The organism is Mesorhizobium monacense (assembly GCF_056781675.1).
Genome location: NZ_CM165567.1, coordinates 3,864,633 through 3,884,021 on the forward strand (window position 1 = coordinate 3,864,633; position 19,389 = coordinate 3,884,021).

The 19,389-nt window shown below is 59.4% G+C and carries 19 protein-coding genes; 5 read left to right on the top strand and 14 right to left on the bottom strand.

Features of this window, described 5'->3' with window-relative positions; genetic code table 11:
- Positions 1-8: 8 nt before the first annotated feature.
- The 9 genes from AC1RUK_RS18870 to AC1RUK_RS18910 form a co-directional block, all read right to left on the bottom strand.
- Entirely contained in the window at positions 9-791 is a 783-nt protein-coding gene (locus AC1RUK_RS18870; protein ID WP_481834415.1) for a sulfotransferase family 2 domain-containing protein, read from the bottom strand.
- The gene (locus tag AC1RUK_RS18875) at positions 788-1,534 is read right to left on the bottom strand and encodes an ABC transporter ATP-binding protein (protein WP_481834414.1); all 747 of its coding nucleotides are present in this window, start codon (positions 1,532-1,534) and stop codon (positions 788-790) included. Before AC1RUK_RS18875 ends, AC1RUK_RS18870 begins: the two co-directional genes overlap by 4 nt.
- Complete coding sequence (locus AC1RUK_RS18880) at positions 1,531-2,337, bottom strand: ABC transporter permease (protein WP_481834413.1); 807 nt, start codon at positions 2,335-2,337, stop codon at positions 1,531-1,533. The genes AC1RUK_RS18875 and AC1RUK_RS18880 overlap by 4 nt, the downstream gene beginning before the upstream one ends.
- Before the next feature lie 16 nt (positions 2,338-2,353).
- Positions 2,354-3,484 carry a DegT/DnrJ/EryC1/StrS family aminotransferase gene (locus AC1RUK_RS18885; protein ID WP_481834412.1) on the bottom strand — a complete coding sequence of 377 codons (1,131 nt, stop codon included), beginning with the start codon at positions 3,482-3,484 and terminating at the stop codon, positions 2,354-2,356.
- Positions 3,485-3,686: 202 nt separating this feature from the next.
- A complete protein-coding gene (locus tag AC1RUK_RS18890) occupies positions 3,687-4,697 on the bottom strand; it encodes a class I SAM-dependent methyltransferase (protein WP_481834411.1) in 1,011 nt (336 codons plus the stop codon).
- A 177-nt stretch (positions 4,698-4,874) separates the two neighbouring features.
- Entirely contained in the window at positions 4,875-6,764 is a 1,890-nt protein-coding gene (locus AC1RUK_RS18895) for an acyltransferase family protein (protein ID WP_481834410.1), read from the bottom strand.
- Positions 6,765-6,824: 60 nt separating this feature from the next.
- Entirely contained in the window at positions 6,825-7,742 is a 918-nt protein-coding gene (locus AC1RUK_RS18900) for a hypothetical protein (RefSeq protein ID WP_481834409.1), read from the bottom strand.
- Positions 7,703-8,344, bottom strand: coding sequence for a class I SAM-dependent methyltransferase (locus AC1RUK_RS18905; protein ID WP_481834408.1), 642 nt, complete (start codon positions 8,342-8,344; stop codon positions 7,703-7,705). The genes AC1RUK_RS18900 and AC1RUK_RS18905 overlap by 40 nt, the downstream gene beginning before the upstream one ends.
- Before the next feature lie 4 nt (positions 8,345-8,348).
- The gene (locus AC1RUK_RS18910) at positions 8,349-9,329 is read right to left on the bottom strand and encodes a glycosyltransferase family 2 protein (RefSeq protein WP_481840315.1); all 981 of its coding nucleotides are present in this window, start codon (positions 9,327-9,329) and stop codon (positions 8,349-8,351) included.
- A gap of 233 nt (positions 9,330-9,562) precedes the next feature.
- Between AC1RUK_RS18910 and AC1RUK_RS18915 the strand changes: the two genes are divergently transcribed.
- Both AC1RUK_RS18915 and AC1RUK_RS18920 read left to right on the top strand, forming a co-directional pair.
- On the top strand, positions 9,563-10,687 hold the full coding sequence (locus AC1RUK_RS18915; protein ID WP_481834407.1) for a glycosyltransferase family 4 protein: 1,125 nt from the start codon (positions 9,563-9,565) through the stop codon (positions 10,685-10,687).
- Positions 10,684-11,802 carry a glycosyltransferase gene (locus AC1RUK_RS18920; protein ID WP_481834406.1) on the top strand — a complete coding sequence of 373 codons (1,119 nt, stop codon included), beginning with the start codon at positions 10,684-10,686 and terminating at the stop codon, positions 11,800-11,802. Before AC1RUK_RS18915 ends, AC1RUK_RS18920 begins: the two co-directional genes overlap by 4 nt.
- A gap of 162 nt (positions 11,803-11,964) precedes the next feature.
- On the opposite strand, the gene AC1RUK_RS18925 is transcribed toward AC1RUK_RS18920, so the two are convergent.
- On the bottom strand, positions 11,965-12,558 hold the full coding sequence (locus AC1RUK_RS18925; protein WP_481834405.1) for a biotin transporter BioY: 594 nt from the start codon (positions 12,556-12,558) through the stop codon (positions 11,965-11,967).
- Positions 12,559-12,672: 114 nt separating this feature from the next.
- Between AC1RUK_RS18925 and AC1RUK_RS18930 the strand changes: the two genes are divergently transcribed.
- Positions 12,673-13,581: an MBL fold metallo-hydrolase gene (locus AC1RUK_RS18930; protein ID WP_481834404.1), complete on the top strand. Its 909-nt coding sequence runs from the start codon at positions 12,673-12,675 to the stop codon at positions 13,579-13,581.
- 3 nt (positions 13,582-13,584) lie between these two features.
- On the opposite strand, the gene AC1RUK_RS18935 is transcribed toward AC1RUK_RS18930, so the two are convergent.
- A complete protein-coding gene (locus AC1RUK_RS18935; RefSeq protein WP_481834403.1) occupies positions 13,585-14,370 on the bottom strand; it encodes a DUF1499 domain-containing protein in 786 nt (261 codons plus the stop codon).
- 182 nt (positions 14,371-14,552) lie between these two features.
- Positions 14,553-16,181: a fatty-acid--CoA ligase gene (locus AC1RUK_RS18940; RefSeq protein ID WP_481834402.1), complete on the bottom strand. Its 1,629-nt coding sequence runs from the start codon at positions 16,179-16,181 to the stop codon at positions 14,553-14,555.
- A 187-nt stretch (positions 16,182-16,368) separates the two neighbouring features.
- Between AC1RUK_RS18940 and AC1RUK_RS18945 the strand changes: the two genes are divergently transcribed.
- Positions 16,369-16,725, top strand: a complete 357-nt coding sequence (locus tag AC1RUK_RS18945; protein WP_481834401.1) for a hypothetical protein — start codon at positions 16,369-16,371, stop codon at positions 16,723-16,725.
- 146 nt (positions 16,726-16,871) lie between these two features.
- Positions 16,872-17,261, top strand: coding sequence for a DUF427 domain-containing protein (locus AC1RUK_RS18950; protein WP_481834400.1), 390 nt, complete (start codon positions 16,872-16,874; stop codon positions 17,259-17,261).
- 52 nt (positions 17,262-17,313) lie between these two features.
- On the opposite strand, the gene AC1RUK_RS18955 is transcribed toward AC1RUK_RS18950, so the two are convergent.
- Positions 17,314-18,051: a polysaccharide deacetylase family protein gene (locus AC1RUK_RS18955; RefSeq protein WP_436171582.1), complete on the bottom strand. Its 738-nt coding sequence runs from the start codon at positions 18,049-18,051 to the stop codon at positions 17,314-17,316.
- Between the two features lie 129 nt (positions 18,052-18,180).
- The gene (locus AC1RUK_RS18960) at positions 18,181-19,245 is read right to left on the bottom strand and encodes a glycosyltransferase family 9 protein (RefSeq protein ID WP_481834399.1); all 1,065 of its coding nucleotides are present in this window, start codon (positions 19,243-19,245) and stop codon (positions 18,181-18,183) included.
- Positions 19,246-19,389: the final 144 nt, after the last annotated feature.

The window sequence follows — 19,389 nt, forward strand, 5'->3', positions numbered from 1 at the left end:
GGACTCGATCAATTGCGGAGCACCTTGCGATACCGCTCTTCGAATAACCTGCAACCGAAGTCATAGAGGTCAAAGTCGTTCGAGTTTAAGCTGCGAAGGCGGGCCTGCGCTGCTGGTGAAAGATGCGTGGACTTTTCCCCCGACCTGTTTTCGCGCGTCGGAGAGATAGCGTAGGGCCGTGCGTTTTTGAAAGTAGCCCGGAACAGGCTGATGGAGTCCTCAAAACGTTCGACGATACCGAAAAAACGGAAGACAGTTTCGAGATTGCGTTTTGCACTGTCCAGCATGCCAGGCTTGTCCGGAGCGTCCGCCAGATATCTGGTCTGCACGTCTCTGATATGCCCTTCAATGTAGAGATTCGGCGACATGATAAACTCTTCGAGCGTGGCCGTTTGCGAGAAACGGAGCGCTTCGATCTGATAGGGCTCCATGACATTCAGCCAAGCTTCCGTTAGATTGCTGGGATTCGACCATGACTTCCATTGGGAAATCGCCCTTGCCAGCGGGTGGCGTAGGAATGTGATGAAAGTGAACCGTCGGCCAGTTGCCTTGAGCAGAAAATAGTCATAATGGCCCCAATATAGTTGATACTGGCTTCGCTCGTCCTTTGTAACAGTCATATCGCCCATAAATGGTGGCGCTACCTTCGACTGATCGGCAATATTCTCCATGAGATATTCAACAAAGGCCGTCCCTGCTGTCTTGGGTATATGCACGAAGGCGATCGGATTATTTAGATTCCGTAAATCTTCTACTGCTGGCCGCTTCAGCGAATTCAGAAAAAACTTCATTTTGAAAACTTTTCTTCATAGAATTCTATTGCTAGCTCGATGGGCGCATCCAGGACGATATGGCCGTCGGCTAAGACAAGCCCCCGCTGGCACAACTGCCGAAGCGTCGTCAGGTCGTGACTCGCGAGAATCATAATTTCTGACTGCTCGACGAGATTCATGATGCGCGCTCGGGCTTTCCCCATGAACCGAGCATCACCAGCCCCCACCACTTCGTCCAGAAGCAGAATATCGCCTCCGACCGACGTAGAGATCGCGAACGCCAAGCGAACTTGCATTCCCACGGAATATGTCTTGAGCGGGTAGTCAATGAACTCCCCCAGATCGGCGAACTCGACTATCTCAGCTTCCATGGACCGCATAGCCCTGGGCGAGAGTCCAAGCAACAAACCGCGATAAAGGACATTTTCACGGCCCGTAGCATCCGGTTCGAATCCCAAGCTCAGATCGAGCATTGACCTGATTGTGCCGCGGACATCTCTGCTGCCAGATGAAATTGGATAGAGTCCGGCGACCATCTTGAGGAAAGAGCTTTTGCCGGCCCCGTTGTGGCCAAGCAACCCGATCCGTTCTCCCTGCTTCACATGGACAGTGATATCTTTGAGCGCATGGATGTCCGTGAGATCTCGTTTGGTCCGAGCTTGGCTAAACCAAGTGGCGAGCAAGGACTTGAGGGACCTCTCCCTGAAGGCCACCGATGCATAATGCAGATTGACGTTTTGGAGACGAATTGCGTTTGTCATAGGTAGAAGATCACTCGTTTCTCGGAAGCCCGCCCAACTAGAATGGCGATCACTCCGAGTATGACAATCGCCCCAAGTGACCAAGCGTAGTTCGCCAAGGTCGGCCACTCCCCGTGCAAGAGCGGGGCACGAGCTATTTGGAGCAGGTGATAGATCGGGTTGTAGTCGACGAGCACATGCAGATCCCCATTCCGAAACGTTGCCGCTTCAAAGTAGATTGGCGACACAAACCACATCGCTTGCATGATGAGGCCTAGCGCGTGGGGCAAATCGCGGAAGCGTACTGCGATGTAAGCCGTGATCGTCGCTCCGGGCCAAGCGACAAGACCAAGAATCGGAAAGGCCGTAAGTGCTGCGAACCAACACCAGCCAAAATTCTGGGGCATGACGAGGAGCACCCACAAAATCAAAGCGAGGCTCGCCGTGACCAGAATGATGAGTCCGGTCAAGGCGTTGCGTAGTGTATAGATGGCGAGAGGGTGTCGGGTCTGCTTGATGTAGGCATCAGCTTGCACGAAAGCCAGTGAGCCTCCAATCACCGAGCCAGCCACATACTCCCACATGATCATCCCTGACAGGATGTAGGGGGCGTACTCCGTAATTAGCATGTCGAAAATTCGGCTGAAAACCAGGGACAACAACAACGTCAGCCCGAGAGGCTGCAGTATGGACCAGAACAGACCGAAGAAGGAGCGACGCCACCGCGAACGCAGATCCGACATCGAAAGATGCCACCAAAAATAGCGGGCGGCCCAGATACCCGATAGGTAATTCACATTCCATCCCTCGGCCCGCGCCCGCATAGAATCTCGAAAGAAACTATCTCCAAAACGAGCGGATCGCAGCGCAAATCCTATTGATCTGCCCTTGGCCCAAACCAGGATAACTTGGCAGGTTGATACCACGGGCACTCAAACTAACCGCAACCGGGAACTCCCCCTCTCCTCGACAATGGGGCAATGTGTGGGTCGGCGGAAAGAATGGGCGGGTCTCTATTTCTTGATCCGCGAGATGCGCCCTTAGCGGATCACGGTCTTGGCAACGATCGACAATCACTGAGCACATCCAGTGAGAGTGGGTAACGCTACCCACAGGGTCATGTGTGCGCAAGGGTAGACCAGCCAATCCGACACGATAGGCTTCCGCCATTTGGGCCTTCAGAGCAAGGATCTCGGATGCCACTTCGAGTTGCGCCAATCCGATCGCCGCCTGAATATTCGTCATGCGATAATTGTAGGCTAGGATGTCGTGCCAATATTCGCGAGTGGATGAAACCCCTTGGTTCTTGAGTCTGCGGCATCGCCTCATAATCTCCGGATCGCGCGTCACCACCATGCCGCCCTCACCAGTTGTGATCGTTTTATTCCCGAAAAAGCTATAGGTCGCCGCGTCACCGAAATTCCCGACATGCTGACCGTTCCATTGTGATCCGAACGCTTCCGCGCAGTCCTCGATCAACAGAAGATCATGCCTTCGACAAATAGCGACGATCGAAGCCATATCACAAGGGTGTCCATATAGATGGACAGCCATAATGGCCTTAGTCCGGGGGGTGACAGCCTGCTCGGTCGCCAGAGGATCCATCTGCAGAGTATCTGCAAGTGAATCCACAAAGACTGGCTTTGCTCCGGTCTGCAGGATTGTGTTCACGGTGGCGACGTAAGTCAAAGTAGGGACTATTACCTCGTCGCCCGGTCCTATTCCCAACGCCTCCAGCGCCAGGTGAAGCGCGACAGTACCGTTTGCAACGCTTGTGGCCTCATTCGCCCCAACGAATTCCGCGAAACCGGTTTCGAACTTTGGAACGAATTCGCCGCGCGATGAAATCCAGCCAGAATCCAAGCAATCGTTGACATACCTTGATACATTTCCCACCAAGTAAGGCTGGTAAACCGGCGTACGCCCTATCTTCGCTTCGTCGAATATTTCCGGCAATACCGCGCTTTTCATCAAATAAATGCCCCCGCATAATTCAACTCTTATTGTAGCGCTGCAACGCAGGACACTCAACCACCCGCAGGAGAAACTGCCCATTTTTTGCACAGAGCTGCTGTCTTTTTGCTCTGAACGGCCCAGGGATTGGAGTGGGTAATGCCATTGATCGAAAATGACGAGTAAGGCCCCTTCAAGGATTAGGCCTGCGCAGGATTTGCTACTGTCTAGAGCGGGAAGCGTTCCGCCAGCCCTGGACGCCATCAACCGAGATCTGTGGGCGCCCGTCGATCAACCGAATGATTGCCGGCCGCTCCATCTCGAGTTTCCAGCCTTCATTCAACAGGATGCTCATGATCCGTCCCTCGATCTGGCGTGAATGGGTACCGATCACAATGTAGCGGACGAATTTATTGAGGTCACCGATAGCGGCTTCGACGAAGTCTGCTTCGCCGCCCTGGATATCGATGTGCAGGAGATCCACCGGCTCGCCCTTGACGATCTCGGCTAGCGGGAAAGCGCCAAGTTGCTGATATTGCCCGGACGCCTCGGCTTCCTTGATCTGTGCAGCCGTCGCATTGAGGATCGGCTCCGAGCCCCAGGATGCGCCGGCATTGTCGACTACCGGAAAGAGAGCCACGCCTTTTTCCGGCGCCGCAACACCATGGATGATACGGAACTCGTCGCCAGAGAAGCCATTTGCTGCCATTGCCTCGTGGGCATAGGCGACATGCTCGCCATCGCCTTCGATACCAATCAGTTCGACGGCTAGCCCTTTGTTGCGCGCAGCAACGCCGGTGTTGTTCAACCAGCACCCCCAGCCGCAGCCCAGTTCAACCACGCGGAAGCGTCCCGAAGCCAAGTCAACAGCCCTGAGTGCGGCAGCCCATTCGGCTATGTCGGCATGCCAGTTGGCAGGGATCGGTATCGGCTCGACGGTGCCGGCCTTGCCATCGAGAATACCTGGGAAAAACCGCGGCGAAACTTTGACGCCGAGAAAGTTCGTAACGTAGGATGGATGTGCCATCACGTCGTTCCGAGCGTGCTTGTTGATTGCGTCGATCGCATCGAAACTGCAGTTGTAGTGGAAGAATACACTTCCAGGTTCCGGTCCGCCGGATCGCAACCGCTCGTTTTCCCTGATCAGGACATCGCGTTGCGCCAAAAGATTCGCGCGATCCTGCCAGAGCCGCCTGATCTGCGGGATTCTTAGCGCTGCGGTTTTGAGCATGTCGTCTCCCTGAACTGGCGCAACGCCTAGCAAAACAAATCACAGACCGCCACGGGCGGTCTTGCTTTCAACCGCAAACGAAGAAGGCAACACGTGGGCCACAACTTGGCCATGATCGGCAGTGTTCCAAAAGTTGAAAAAGGAAGCTTTTCCGCTCATGTGCGATCGGGCGCAACACTACGGCTGCGCGATGGTCGTGGTCTTGCCGATCGATTGATAAAAAGCACTTGTCGTGGGTTTGGACATGAATCTGGCCCCTTCTTGGGTCAAGTGGGTAAGCTCGAAATACAGGGGGGTGCCCGCACTCGATACGACGTTGCAGAAGCCGATGCGAGGACAGACGAACCGCATGAGGTCTAGGAACAACTCGCCTCTGCTCTTCAGGTAGTCGTTGGCCTTCATGGCCTTCTCGTCACGATGCGCATAGGCGTACTGCTCCAAACCGACAAGGCCGCCATTCTGACGCGCCATTTGTGTAGGGGTGGAAGAGAACGCCTTGTTGCCCACAATCACGATTCTTGCATGTGTGCGCTGCCTGATCGCAGCAATCATGTCATCAGCGTAAGGCAGCGCGAAATCACGCCAGAAGTAGCCGATCACGACATAGTCCGCCGACGCGAGAGCCTTGGAAGCGATAACACCCTGCTGCAGGGACAAGCACCTCGCAACGAACGATTTGTCCTTCATCGTCATGAAGTTCGTTGCGGTCATAAACTGCTCTGCAGCCTTTGGTGGGAGATACGGAATCCCACACTCAGTGTACACGGTTCTGGTGATGATCTCTGCCGCTCGCTCTTCGCCAGCCTCAACAAATATGTTTGTGACATCCGCGGCTTGGGAGTCTCCGACGATCAGGATCCGGACTTTTGAGGTTTTGAAATCCTCGACAAGCGATCTCTCAACGTGGTTCGCCCATACATATTTCGTAAGGGCAGTTCGATCGGGTATATAAAGAGCGAGTACGCTTTCTGAGAATCGCCACGGCCAGCCGGTCGCCCAGCTTTGGCCTGCTGTCAAAGAGACGATCGCGGCGACCATAGCTGCAACCACGTACGCCGCTCGGCGCGCTTTCTTTCGGAACGGGGCCTCGATCACATAGAAAGACAGAATGGCGAGGCCAAAAGTGCATGCGATAAGGGCGATTTGCTCCGATCCTGTGATCGGCTTTTGCATGTCATATCTGGCGAACACGATCAGCGGCCAATGCACGAGATATAGCGAATAGCTGATGCGCCCGATCCAGACGACAGGCCTAGCGCGCAGCAAGACAGACCCATGGGCATCCCCTGCGTAGATCGCCAGAGCAGTGCCCGCACAGGGTAGAAGCGCCGTCCAGCCAGGAAAAGACGTTAAGTTGGTGTACCTGACGACGCACCAAAGAACGGCCGCAAGCCCGAGAGCGTAGGCGCTCTCCATCAGCAATTTGGATTTGATCCGAGGGGCAACGGTGACCAAACCACCGATGGCAAATTCGAATACGCGGAATGGCGTGAAATAGAACGCCATGGTCGGCGCGACGGTCATCACATAGATACAGGCCACAAAACTCACAGCCGCTGCCGCCGATATCCCAACCGACATCATCCTTCGATTGGCCAGAAAGACGATGAACGCCGGCCAGATGAGATAGAATTGAATTTCGACTGCCAGCGACCAGGTATGCAGGAGCGGCTTCAAAGTCGATTCAACATCGAAATAGCCACTTTCGTTCCAGTAGAAGATGTTGGTGACCGCCAGCATCGCTGCGATCGTCGACCCTGAAAGTCGAGACAAGTCCTCGGGTAGAAGGAATGCGGTTCCCATGACAAACGTGATGACGATGGTTGCCAGAAGTGCCGGCAGCAGTCTCCTCGCGCGTCTGGCGTAAAACCCGAGGTATGAAAACCTCCCGATTCTTTCGCTGTCAGAAAGGATTTTCGTGATCAGAAACCCACTGATCACAAAGAACACATCGACGCCAACAAAACCGCCGGTGAACGGCCAAATGTCAAGATGAAACAGGAGTACGGCCAACACCGCGACCGCGCGGATTCCGTCAATGTCTGGCCGATACTCGGATGTATTCATGGCACGTCTAAGCACGACATCATCCGAAAAATCAAGACGACTAGCCCGCCATGAGTGGCCTCATCGAGCCCGGCAGCGCAACCACCGGCCGGCGAACTGCCCGCCGGCAAAAAAGAGAAGATCGCCCAAGACGGTGATCATTCGGCCAATCACCACTGCCAGAAGAATGACCGGGCCGGAACCGAGCCCTCCAAGCAGGAAGAGCAGAACGGCTTCCCTAACGCCAATGCCTGCAGGCGCTCCTGGTGTCACCAATCCCACCAGCCACGCCAGCACATAGGCACCGGCAATCACCGGATAGAGGGCCAAATTGTCGGGCCCGCCGGCTAGACCGAAAGCGGCCGCGAAAACTAGGCCTGAAAAAGCAAGGAAAGCTACATAGCAGACCGCCGCCAAGCCAAAATCCGCACCGCCGACAACGGTGGCCAACCAAAACGCGCTTGCCATGACCACGGCGAAGGATATCCAGCCGAACCAGTCCGGGACGGCCGCCTCGACCAAAGGCAGCAGGAGGGATGAAAAGAGCGCCCCACCGACGGCGAGGACAGCCAGTTCATATGCCGTCGATTTGGCAAGCGGACCATTGCCAATGCCCGCTGCCAGGCCGATGGCCTGCCGGCCGGCAAACTGGAAAATATTGCCGGGAACATATTTGGCGAGTTGCGAGATCGCATAGGTGCGAATCGCCCAGGGCCCGGAAACCGGAACGCCGAGATGTTGCAGCAGCCGTTGCCAGCCAAGGGCGAGCAGCAGATTGGATGCGCCATACAGGCAAGCCAGTCCGGCCAGAGCGGCATAGCTGCCAGGTCCCATCCCGTGGAAGTCAATTTGGCCGGCGTAGCCGTGGAGCTTGATGCCCACAAAGACGACGCCAGCCAGACCCAGAAGGGCTCCGATACGATTGAGCCACGTCTTCGCGCTCGGACCGAGCGCCATCGTCAGCGCCTTTTCTTCGGCTTGCAGTGTATCATCGTCCACGGCAGCGGCGACAGAATCTCAACCACATCGAAAAACTGCGACGCCAGCGAGACGATGCCTTGCCGCGACCAGTGCTGCAGGTGACCGGGCGTATTTCCCAGCGCCGAAACATATTTCCCGCGCGCCAGGTTGAGCACGCGCCAAAGCGGCTCGCGCGGCACGCTGAGGATCAGGTCTGACCTGACGATACGCTGCAGCGCCTGCAACGCCTTTTGCGGCTCCTCAAGGTGCTCCATCACCTCGCAGCAGACGATGAGATCGGCGCTGTCCTTTTCCGGCGTAACTTCATAGATGCTGCGGACCGCGAAACGCACGGGATCCATTCCCCGCGCGCGGGCGTTTTCCTTTGCCATATCGATAATTTGGGCTGAGAAATCGCTGCCTCGCGCATCGATGGCCTGGCCGAGCCAGCGCATGACCCAATAGCCTTCTCCACATCCGACCTCGTGAATGGTGGCGGGTGCTACCTTCGCCACAAGGCCCGACAATGCCCCTTCGAAGCCCTCGACCATCCGGCGGGCGATCGGGTTTCGCGTGCCGTATTTGTCGTAGGTGTTGCCTATGACGATACCGTCCTCGGCCTGTCCGCCAGCTACCTTCATCCGCTTATCCTGCTTTTCTCCTGCTGGCAGAAGCATGATTGCCAGCCTCGCCCTGCGTCGCGCGCTGCGTATAGCGAATGTCTTCAAGAAGCTTGCGGTTGGCCGCAATCACGTCGGCCAGGAAGGCCACGAGAAGCGACTGAAAGCCCATCGACATCAGCACGCCGGCCAGGATCACCGACTGCACGTGCCCGCCACCGGCCCCGATCAGATAAAAATAGAGGAAACGCAGGCCGATCAGAAAACCGAGACCGAACAGGACAGCCGCGACCATGCCGAAGAACCGCGCCGGCTGGTAGATGACGAAGATGCGCACGATGGTGAAGATCGAGCGCTTGATGTAGGAAGGAATGCTCTTGACCAGCCTCGACGGCCGCAGATCACCGTTGACGCGGATCGGGACCGAAACCACGCGCATGTTCTTGCGGCCGGCCTGGATGATTGTCTCCAGCGTATAAGTGTAGCTGTTGAACACGATCAGCCGTTGCGCCGCGTTTCGCGAGATGGCGCGAAATCCACTCGGCGCGTCTTGCACATCGGTGCCGCTGCTGACCCGAACCACCCAGCTTCCAACCTTCTGCAGAAGCTTCTTGAGCGGGGAGAAATGCTCTATCTCCGATATCGGCCGGGCGCCGATGACCATGTCCGCGCGCCCCTCCAGGACCGGCAAGGTCAGGGCCGGAAGGTCGGCGGCATGGTATTGGTTGTCGGCATCGGTGTTGACGATGACATCGGCGCCTCGTGCAAGGCAGGCTTCGATGCCGGTCATGAAGGCGTATGCCAGACCCCGATTGCTCGTATGGCGTACGATATGATCGACGCCGTTTTCCTCGGCGACCCTGACGGTTTCGTCGGTGCTTCCGTCGTCAATGATCAACCATTCGACGCTGTCGAAACCTGTAACGGTCCGAGGCAGATCGCTCAGCGCTATCGCCAGTGTTTCGGCTTCGTTATAGCAAGGAATCTGGATAATCAGCTTTGGCAGAAGTTCGCTCTCTAATTGGGAGGCTGGACAATCGTGCATCTACCATCATCAGACTGCGGTGCAAGCTGTTTTCCCCATGCGAGACTGCATTTCCAGTTTCGTGTATCGAATTGGCGAGATGTATGTCAGGGGCTACCCTCGCAACACGCTGCGGGCGGATCGCGCCTCCAAGCCTTCTCTTATCCGGTGCAAGTGTCCGGAATCCTTTGTTCAGTTCGTCTCCGGAGAAAAGATTGAAAATCGGGATCGACGGCAAGAACCTGGGATCGGCCACCGACGGAATCGGCAGGTTCGTCCTTAAGTCGATCGAGGCCTTGGCGACGCTTGGCGCCGAGGTGTGTGTCTACGCTCCCGCCCAGATCAACGCCAACTACGAACTCCCGCGCGGCGTTGGCTTGCGAACAAGCAGCTTCAACGCGCTGCCTGCACGCGCGCTGTGGGGGCAAGTCGTGCTGCCTTCCTGGGCTGCGCGCGACAAGGTGGACGTGTTCTGGGGCCCGGCTCACCGCCTGCCCCTCACCCTGGACGACCGGATGGCACGCGTGGTCACAATCCACGACCTTGTCTGGATCCACGCGCCGGAAACCATGCGCGTCCAGACCTGGATCGGCGAGCGCCTCCTGATGAAACCCGCTTTGCGAAAAGCCGATGTCGTGGCGACGGATTCGAGTGCCACGGCAACCGCGTTGACGGCAGAGTTTCCCTGGTTGAAATCACCGATCAAGACGATTGCCCCCGGCACGTCCCCCATGCCCGCTCCGGGCAGCTTTTCAAGCTTGGAGCATCTCGGCATCACCAGGCCCTACGCGCTTTTTGTCGGCACGCTCGAACCAAGAAAGAACCTGCGCAACCTGATAAGGGGTTACGGCCTGTTGCCCGCAAGTACCCGGTCGGGCTGCGACCTGGTCATTGTCGGGGGCAGCGGCTGGAAGCAAACGAGCCTGGCCGATGATGTGCGTCTCGGCGGGCTCGAAAAAAATATCATCTTCACCGGGTTCGTCGACGACGCAAAGCTTGCAACGCTCTATTCGAATTGTCTTTTTCTGGCGATGCCGTCGCTCTATGAAGGTTTCGGCTTTCCGATCGTCGAGGCGCAGTCTTTCGGCAAGCCGGTGCTGACATCGAACACATCGTCGATGCCGGAAGTCGCCGGCGACAGCGGTATCCTTGTCGACCCGGGCAACCCCGAGGCAATCGCCGTTGCATTCGATCAGCTTTGCGTCGATGGGCAATTGCGCCAGAAGATCGCGGCCGGAGCGCGCAAAAACGCGGAACGCTTCACGTGGGAAAATCACGCCAAGGGCATGCTTCATGTTTTTGAACAGGCCATCGAAAAAAGACGAAAGACACTCGCTTGAAAGTTCTGCACTTCTTCAAGACATACTGGCCGGATTCCTTTGGCGGTGTGGAGCGGACAATACACGCCATCGCCCAAAGCACTGCTCGCCATGGCATCGAAACCGAAGTGCTTTCGCTGAGCCGCACTCCCGAGGAGGCCACTCAACGGCTCGACGGACACCTGGCGCGAAAAGCCAGTCTGGATTTCGAACTGGCATCGACCGGTTTTTCACGCGACGTCTTCCGCAAGTTCAAGGCCCTGTCCGGCAAAGCCGACCTGATCCATTATCACTTTCCATGGCCGCTCATGGACGTGGTGCATTTTCAGTCCGGCCACCGCAAGCCGACGGTCGTCACCTATCATTCAGACATCGTCAAACAGAGGCTCATCCTGCCTTTCTACAGGCCACTGATGATGCGCTTCCTCGGCGATGTCGATGCGATCGTGGCGACATCGCCGAATTATCTGGAATCGAGCCCCGTTCTCAGGGCATTCAGGGCCAAGTCCAAGGTCATTCCGATCGGCATCGACGAAGACGCCTATCCCGCGCCGACCGAAGCCGACAACGACTGGTGCCGATCGACAGTCGCGGAACCATTCGTGCTGTTCGTCGGTGTTCTGCGCTACTACAAGGGATTGGACATCCTGATCCAGGCTGCCGACCAGGTTCGATGCAAGATCGTTATCGCCGGGTCCGGACCCATCGAGCGGCAACTCAAGCTTCAGGCCAAGACGCTACGCCGCGACAACGTGATTTTCCTTGGCGAGATCGCCGAGCCGCGCAAGATGGCGCTGCTTCACAACTGCCTCGGGTTCGTTTTCCCTTCAAACCAGAGGTCGGAGGCCTACGGGCTTTCGCTCGTCGAGGCGGCGATGTGCGGCAAGCCGATGATCTCGTGCGAAATCGGAACGGGCACAAGCTACGTGAATGAAGCCGACAAAACCGGTCTGATCGTCCCACCTTCGGATCCGGATCGTCTTGCCGAAGCCATCAACCGGTTCGTCGATTCGCCGGTCGAAACGGCGAACTGGGGCCGAGCTGCGCGTGATCGGTACGTTCGTCTTTTCACCGCCGACAGAATGGGGAAGTCTTACGCCGAACTCTATTATCAGATCGACAGCCGCCAACGCTGAAAGGCGGCCTTGCTTCTGCCGGTGATTCGGCGCGGCTGCCCAGGGGCAAGGATGCTCCTATCTTCTGATTAGGATTTCCTGTGTTCCAGAGGGGACATCACCTTGGAGGTTTCGACATGCCGGTCTCCCCCGGCTGGCTCTCATTCGGTGATAGATAGGATGTCAGGGCTGCTTCGGCAGCAGCGCCCAGGCGGCAGGCACCAGGGTCGCGGCGAGCGCCACCTTGATCAGGTCGCCGACGATGAAAGGCACGACGCCGAACTGCCATGACTTTTCCGCGCCGATCAGCAGCGCCAGCCAGGCAAAGCCCATCGCCATCATGACGATCTCGGCGACCAGCATCGCATTGAAAAGCTTGACCGGGTAACGATCCCAGCCGCGGTCGGCGGCCCAGCCGACGATGGCGGCCATGACAACGAAGCCGGCGAGATAGCCGCCGGTCGGGCCTACCATGTAGGCGAGGCCGATGCCCTTTTCCGGCGTGCCCTGGAAGACCGGGAAGCCCATGGCGCCCTCGGCCATGTAGAGAAGCAGCGTAGCAACGCCGAGGCGCAGGCCGAACGCGGCGGCAATCAGGAAGACGGCGAGCGTCTGCAGCGAGATATCGACCGGGCCGAGCACGACCTTCGTCTTGGCCGACAGGGCCAGCAGCAGCGTACCGGCAATCGCCAGCAAAAGCTGCGTCGCGAGCCGTGTCGCGCCTTTTTCAGGCAGAGCCAGAGAAACAAGCGGACGCATCGTCGTTGCAGTTGCCATGATCTTCCCCATTCCAGACAGCCGCTGACGTGCGGCCTCGCATTTTCCTATATTGGCTTCCGTGTTATGCGGCAATCGGTTTTGCCGCCTCAGGAACAGAGCTCCACGCCCCCCATGGCCCTCAAATTCGACACCAGCTTCGATCCTGCCTATGGCCAGGCCGTAACCGTCGCACCAGGCGTCCAACGCATCACCGCCCGAAACCCGAGCCCGTTCACCTTTCACGGAACCAACAGCTATCTTGTCGGGCGTGACACGCTGGCAGTGATCGATCCGGGGCCGGAAGACGATGCGCATCTCGAGACATTACTCGACGCGATCGGGCTGCGGCCGGTCAGCCACATCTTCGTCAGCCACACGCATCGCGACCATTCACCGATGGCGGCCCGGCTGAAAGAGCGGACCGGGGCGATCGTTCTGGCGGAGGGGCCGCATCGCCCGGCGCGGCCATTGCGCATCGGCGAGGTCAACCCGCTCGACGCCAGCGCCGACATGGCTTTCGCCCCGGACATTGCGCTCCAAGACGACAGGCTGGTCCATGGCGACGGCTGGGCGATCAGAACGGTGCTGACGCCAGGCCATGCCGCCAATCACGCAGCCTTTGCGCTGGAAGGAAGCGGCGTGCTGTTTTCGGCCGATCACGTGATGGCCTGGGCGACATCGATCGTGGCGCCGCCGGACGGCGCCATGGCCGACTATATGGCCTCGCTCGACCGGCTGATCGAGCGCGGCGACCGTCTGCTTTTGCCCGGTCACGGCGGTCCGGTGACCGCGCCGCGCAGCTTCATGCGCGGGTTGAAGACGCATCGCAAGATGCGCGAGCGGGCGATCCTGGAACGCATCCGGGGCGGCGACAGGACGATCAGGGAGATGGTTGCGGCAATCTATCGCGACACCGACCCGCGCCTGCATGGCGCCGCCGGCCTCTCGGTGCTTGCGCATCTGGAGGATCTGGTGGCGCGCGGCGTGGTCGCCACCGATGGCGATCCAGCCATCGACGGCGTTTTCAGGCCGGCACAGTAGACATCATTCGGCCGGTGCGGCACCCACCTGGCCGGCCACTTCCTGGTCGAGCTCCCCTAGGAACTCCACGATCCGGGCGGCATTGTCGCCAAGGTCGTATTGGCCGTAGCGCGAGGCGGACCGCATGTCGACGATGACGGTGTCGCCATCGTTGGTCACACGGATCGCGACATCGGCGGGAAGGCCAAGCACGAAGCTTTTGGCGAGCGCATTGATCGTCACCTCGCTTTGCCCGTCGGTTTCAGGATATGGCGCCTGAAGCTGCCAGTCGCGCCGATCGAGCACGGTCTCGACCGCATCGACGACGGTTTCAAAGGGCAAATTGTAGCTGCGACTGGTGACTAAAGGATAGGCATCGCCTTGCAGGCTTTGCTCGCCTGGCGTCGGCGTCGACAGAACGTTCATGCCCTTGGTGCGGTCAGACGTGTCGATCGCCGGCGGATCGTCGAAATCGGTCGAAATGTCGCTCAGCGGCGGCGAGATCGTCGCCCAATAGGCGGCGGTGCCATAGGGGGCGAGCACCAGAAGCGCCAGCAGGGCGCCAACGGAGAGATCGCGGCCGCCGCGGTCGCCGAAATTCCACAGCCTGGACAAGGCGAATCCGGCAAACAGCAGCGCGAAGGCGGCGAGCAGCGCGACGATCGCCAACACCCAGAGAAATACTGGTGTTTCGACGAGATCGAGTCTGTGGCCGACGAGCACGGTCAGCAGCAGGACCAGCGAAAAAGCCGCTGTCCCGCGCGACCAGCCGGCCGCCCTCGACGTCTGTCGTTCAGGAATGCTAACCATTCTCAGCCACACCACCCCAAACCCGAACCGAGACTTAGAGCAGGATGAATTGGAATTGTCATTCACCCTGCTCTAAGTCTTTGTTTTATCGCATGATCTTTTCCGAAAAGTCTGCAACTTTTCGGAATCAAGCGCCAGAGCGTTTTGGCTCAGGCTTGAAGCCGAAAGACGCAGCATGCCCATCAATCCGTCGGCAGGCGATAGTCCCTGAACTGCTCGCGCAAGGTGATCTTCTGGATCTTGCCGGTGGCGGTGTGAGGAATTTCGCCGACGAAGGCGACGTCGTCGGGCATCCACCATTTGGCAACCTTGCCGTTCATGAAATCGAGGATTTCGGTCTTGCTCGGCTCCTTGCCTGGCTTGCGCACGACGACGAGCAAGGGCCGTTCGCCCCATTTGGAATGGGCAACGCCAATGGCGGCCGCCTCGGCGACATCGGGATGACCGACGGCGAGGTTCTCCAGATCGATGGTCGAGATCCATTCGCCGCCCGATTTGATGACGTCCTTGGCGCGATCGGTGATCTGCATATAGCCGCCCGGATCTATATGCGCGACATCGCCTGTATCGAACCAGCCTTCGGCGTCGAACTGCTCGGCGCCGACGCCGCCATAATAGGCGCGGGCGATGGCCGGCCCACGCACCTTCAGCCGCCCGAAGGTCCTTCCGTCCCAAGGCAGCGCCTTGTCGTCGTCGTCCGTTACCTTCATCTCGACGCCGAAGGGCGGATAGCCCTGCTTGCCCTGGATATCGAGCCGCGCCTCGCCGTTCAGCCCTTCATAGTCGGGCTTCATGGTGCACAGCGTGCCGAGCGGCGACATCTCGGTCATGCCCCAGGCATGGATCACCTGGACATCGTAATTGTCCTGGAATTTCTGGGTGATGGCGCGCGGACAGGACGAGCCCCCGATGACCACCTTCTGCAGGTAAGGGAGTTTCTTGCCGGTCTCCTCCAGATACTGCAGCAGCATCATCCACACGGTCGGCACGGCGGCGCTGAAGGTCACCTTCTCGGTATCCAGCAGTTCGTAGATCGAAGCCCCGTCCATCTTGCAGCCAGGCATGACCAGCTTGGCCCCGATCATGGGCGCACTCTGGCCGAGGCCCCAGGCATTGGCATGGAACATCGGCACCACCGGCAGGATGGTGTCGCGGGCCGAGATGCCCATGGCGTCGGGCATGGCGGCGATCATGGCGTGCAGCACGTTCGAGCGATGGCTGTAGAGCACACCCTTGGGATCGCCTGTCGTGCCCGAGGTGTAGCACATGCCGGCGGCGGTGTTTTCGTCGAAGGTCCTCCAGGCGAAGTCGCCGTCGGTCTCGGCCAGCCATTCCTCGTAGGCGACGGCGTTCGGCAGCGCCGTTTCGGGCATGTGCGCGCTGTCGGTCAGCACAATCACACGCTTCAGCGATTTGACCGACCCGGCGATCTTCTCGAGCAGCGGCACGAATGTCAGGTCGACGAAGATCGCCTTGTCCTCGGCGTTGTTCATGATCCAGGCGATCTGCTCGGGGAAGAGCCGCGGATTGAGCGTGTGATAGATCGCGCCGATCCCCATGATGCCGTACCAGGCCTCGATGTGGCGCGCCGTGTTCCAGGCCAGCGTCGCGATGCGGTCGCCAAGCGCGAACCCGTCGCGCTCCAGCCGTTGCGCCACCTTAAGCGCGCGCCGGTGAATTTCGGCGTAGGTGGTGCGCACGATAGGCCCCTCGATCGATCGCGACACGATCTCGCGGCTGCCATGCTGACGTTCGGCATTGTCGATCAGCTTGTGGCAAAGCAGTGGCCATTCCTGCATCAGTCCGAGCATGTCTGTTCCTCCCTGCGCTTTTTTCGCGTCTACGCGCTTTTGCCCCATTGTGGGACGAACCGGCGGATTGTCCAGCCATCCCGGTGCATTGACCGAAATGACAAGGAAAACCGCCACAATCCGGCCATCGTCGGCGTTAAGCTCTGTTAATGGGCAGGGGTGTGATTGGCGAATGGAAGAGGTTCGCATGGACGCGCAGCTCGACGACAAGGCACTTGAAAACACACTTGCCGAAAGTCTGGCCGATTTGGTGCCGGACGCCAAAACCGTCTCCGAAGATGAATTCGTCGAGGTTGTCGGCGGCGCCCTTGAGGCGGTCGGCGGCACGCTGCTGTTCAAGATGTGCGTCGACAACGACGGCGAAGGCCAGCATGTCGCCGCGGCATGCGTGGGAGATGGCGGCAACCGCCAGTTCCTGCTGCTGACCCTGCCAACGGTCGGCGGCGCGCTGAAGGTCGAGACGGCGTCGAGGAGCACCAATCCGGTGGCCGGCATCGCTGCTGCCTATGCCGGGCTGATGGATGTGTTCAAGACCGCGGCCTGAAATCTCGAGACAAGACCAGTATGACAGCAGACCAAGGGAGGGCTCGGTCAGGTTTGCTGCGTGTCCTTGAATGGTGACCTTGCGAAGCGCGGTCATCCGACACACCTAGTGCAGGACGTTCTCACCCCAGACAAGGAGACCCCGTCTTGGACCAGATCGCAAACCCTGCACCCGGCTTTCAGCGCAACCCCGGCAAGGTCATCACCGTCGAGCCCTTTCACGGCACCGTCGTCGTGCGCGCCGGCGATACGATCATCGCCAGCTCGACGAACGCGAAGCTCCTGTCGGAACCGCCGTATCCCGCTGTTCTCTACATTCCGTTCGATGACATCGATTTCAGCCAGCTTGGCAAGACCGAGCACTCAACGCATTGTCCCTACAAGGGCGACGCCACCTACTGGAGCGTGCGGTCCGCGAAAGAGACCGGCAAGGATGCAATGTGGGCCTATGAGCGGCCCTTCGACGAGATGACGGAAATCCGCAATCACGGCGCCTTCTATCCCAGCAAAGTGACGATCGAAGCCACTCCCGACTGAGCGTTCGGAGCGAACTCACCCAAGATGCAGACCCAGGGTCAGGCCGATCCGATCACTCGGTGGTGCCGTCGTTGCCGATGCCATCGGCTTCATCGAGCCGCACGAAGGTCAGGCCCTTTTGCTTGAGCGCCAGCAGGCCCTGCACCACGCCTTCGCCTGCGGCATGGGTAGGCTGGTTGATATGGGCGATGATGACGTCGCCGTCCTTGGCGGCGGCGATGCGCCGGGCGGTTTCCTTCGCACCCAGCAACGAACCGCCGTCCCCGTTTATCGAAAAGCCGGCGATCTTGAAGCCAAGCTTGCGGATCATGGCGATGGCGGACGAGCTGTATTCGGCGGTCGCGCCGCGAAACCATTTCGGCGCCGGCTCACCGGTGCGGGTAAGTGCGGCGGCGCCCGATTCGACCTCGGCCAGCACGGCGTCGGGGCTGCCGGCGCTGCGGATGCCATAGATCTTTTGCGGCGTGTCGACCGCTGGAATATGGCGGCCGCCATGGTTCTCCAACTCGAACAAATCGGGATGCGCGCGCATGATCTCGACCGCCGCGGCATTGCGCTTCAGCCAGATGCCGGTGACGAAAATCGTCGCCGGGATCCTGTTGTCGACCAGCGCCGAGAGGATCCTGGTGTCGGTCTGACCGCCGCAGGCGTCGAGCGTCAGCGCCACGCGGCCGCTGCCCGCCTGCGGCGTCAGGTGCAGCGTAGGCTCGAGAAGCGGTGCAGCGTGACCTGCCGACACGGCGCAGGCCGAGATCGCGATCGCGCAAAGACATTTTCCGAGCAGGCGCATGATTGATTTCCGGACAGATATGTAGAAGCGGATCACCGCGGGAGCCGCGCCAAAAAGACCCGCATCGAGGCGAAATCGGGACGGCGCGCACGCGACAGGCGGTCACCGCGACAACTGGCGTGTGACTTTTCAGCGAGTGGCGCGAACCACGGGCGGCGGTTGCACCGCGACCTCGGTCTGGGACAAGATTTCCCGCACGGCCTCGATGACAGGCTCGACCTCCAGGCGCCAGACGCAGCAGGATTTGCTTGGGTCCGGCCAACGGCACAAATCGCGCGCAACGCATTCGCACGGCATGGAAGGCTGGAGGCAAATGCTCGGCGCGCCGACCGGCGCCCAACGGGTTGGCCTTGTCTGGCCGAAAAGGCCGACAACAGGGGTTCCCGCCGCCGCTGCCATATGCATCGGGCCGCTCTCATTGCCGAGGAACAGCCGCGCTTCCTTCTGCAGCGCCAGCAGCGTCTCGAGCGACAGGACGCCGACGAGGTCGACGACGGCCGAGGCGGTCCCGGCGACAATCCGTTCGGCCGGCTTGCGCTCGTCCGGGCCGCCGACAAGCACGAAGTCCAGCCCGGTCTCGCGCGCGATTTCGTCAATCACGGCGGCGAAGCGTTCCGGCTGCCATTGCCGGCCGCGGAAGCTCGCTCCGGCATGCACCGCGACGAAGGCGTTTCGCCGGAGCCCGTGCCTGTTCAGTAAGTCCTCGGCGCGAGCCGTTTCCAGCGGCAGCGGCTTGATCGAAGGCACTCTGACGCGCAAATCGATCCCAAGCGCCTCCAGCGGCGAAAGGTAGCGGTAGAGATAGTGCGTTTCACCATAGCCGAACCGCGTGACCCGAATATTGGCCGGATTGCGCTCGTACCAGCGCAAGGGCCTGTCAGTCGGGTGATAGCCCAGTCTGGTCCTGGCGTTGACGAGTCTGACGACGACCCGAGAGGTTTTCGAATCGCTCAGGTCGATCGTCATATCGAAGCGGTGCTGGCGCAGCCTGCGCACCATCGAATAGAGCTCACGCCCGCGTTGCAGCGGTGAACCACGCAGGCGCGCGCGGCTGAAGGTGACGACGTCGGAGGCGATGCCGTGGGCGGTGAGGAAGCTTGCGAAACGCGCCTCGCAGAGGAACACGATCCTGACGCCCGGATATTCGAGCTGCAGGTTTTTCACCAGCGTGGAGGCGAGAACAATATCGCCCATGAACTTGGTCTGGAGGATCAGGATTGATCGGAACGGGGCGGGGGAAGACTGTAGCATCTGTTTCGGGCACCGGGGGTCGGGCTTGGGAAACTGGGCGGAAACGATGTCGAGATTGAGGACCGTCACACGCAACTTCGCGTGACT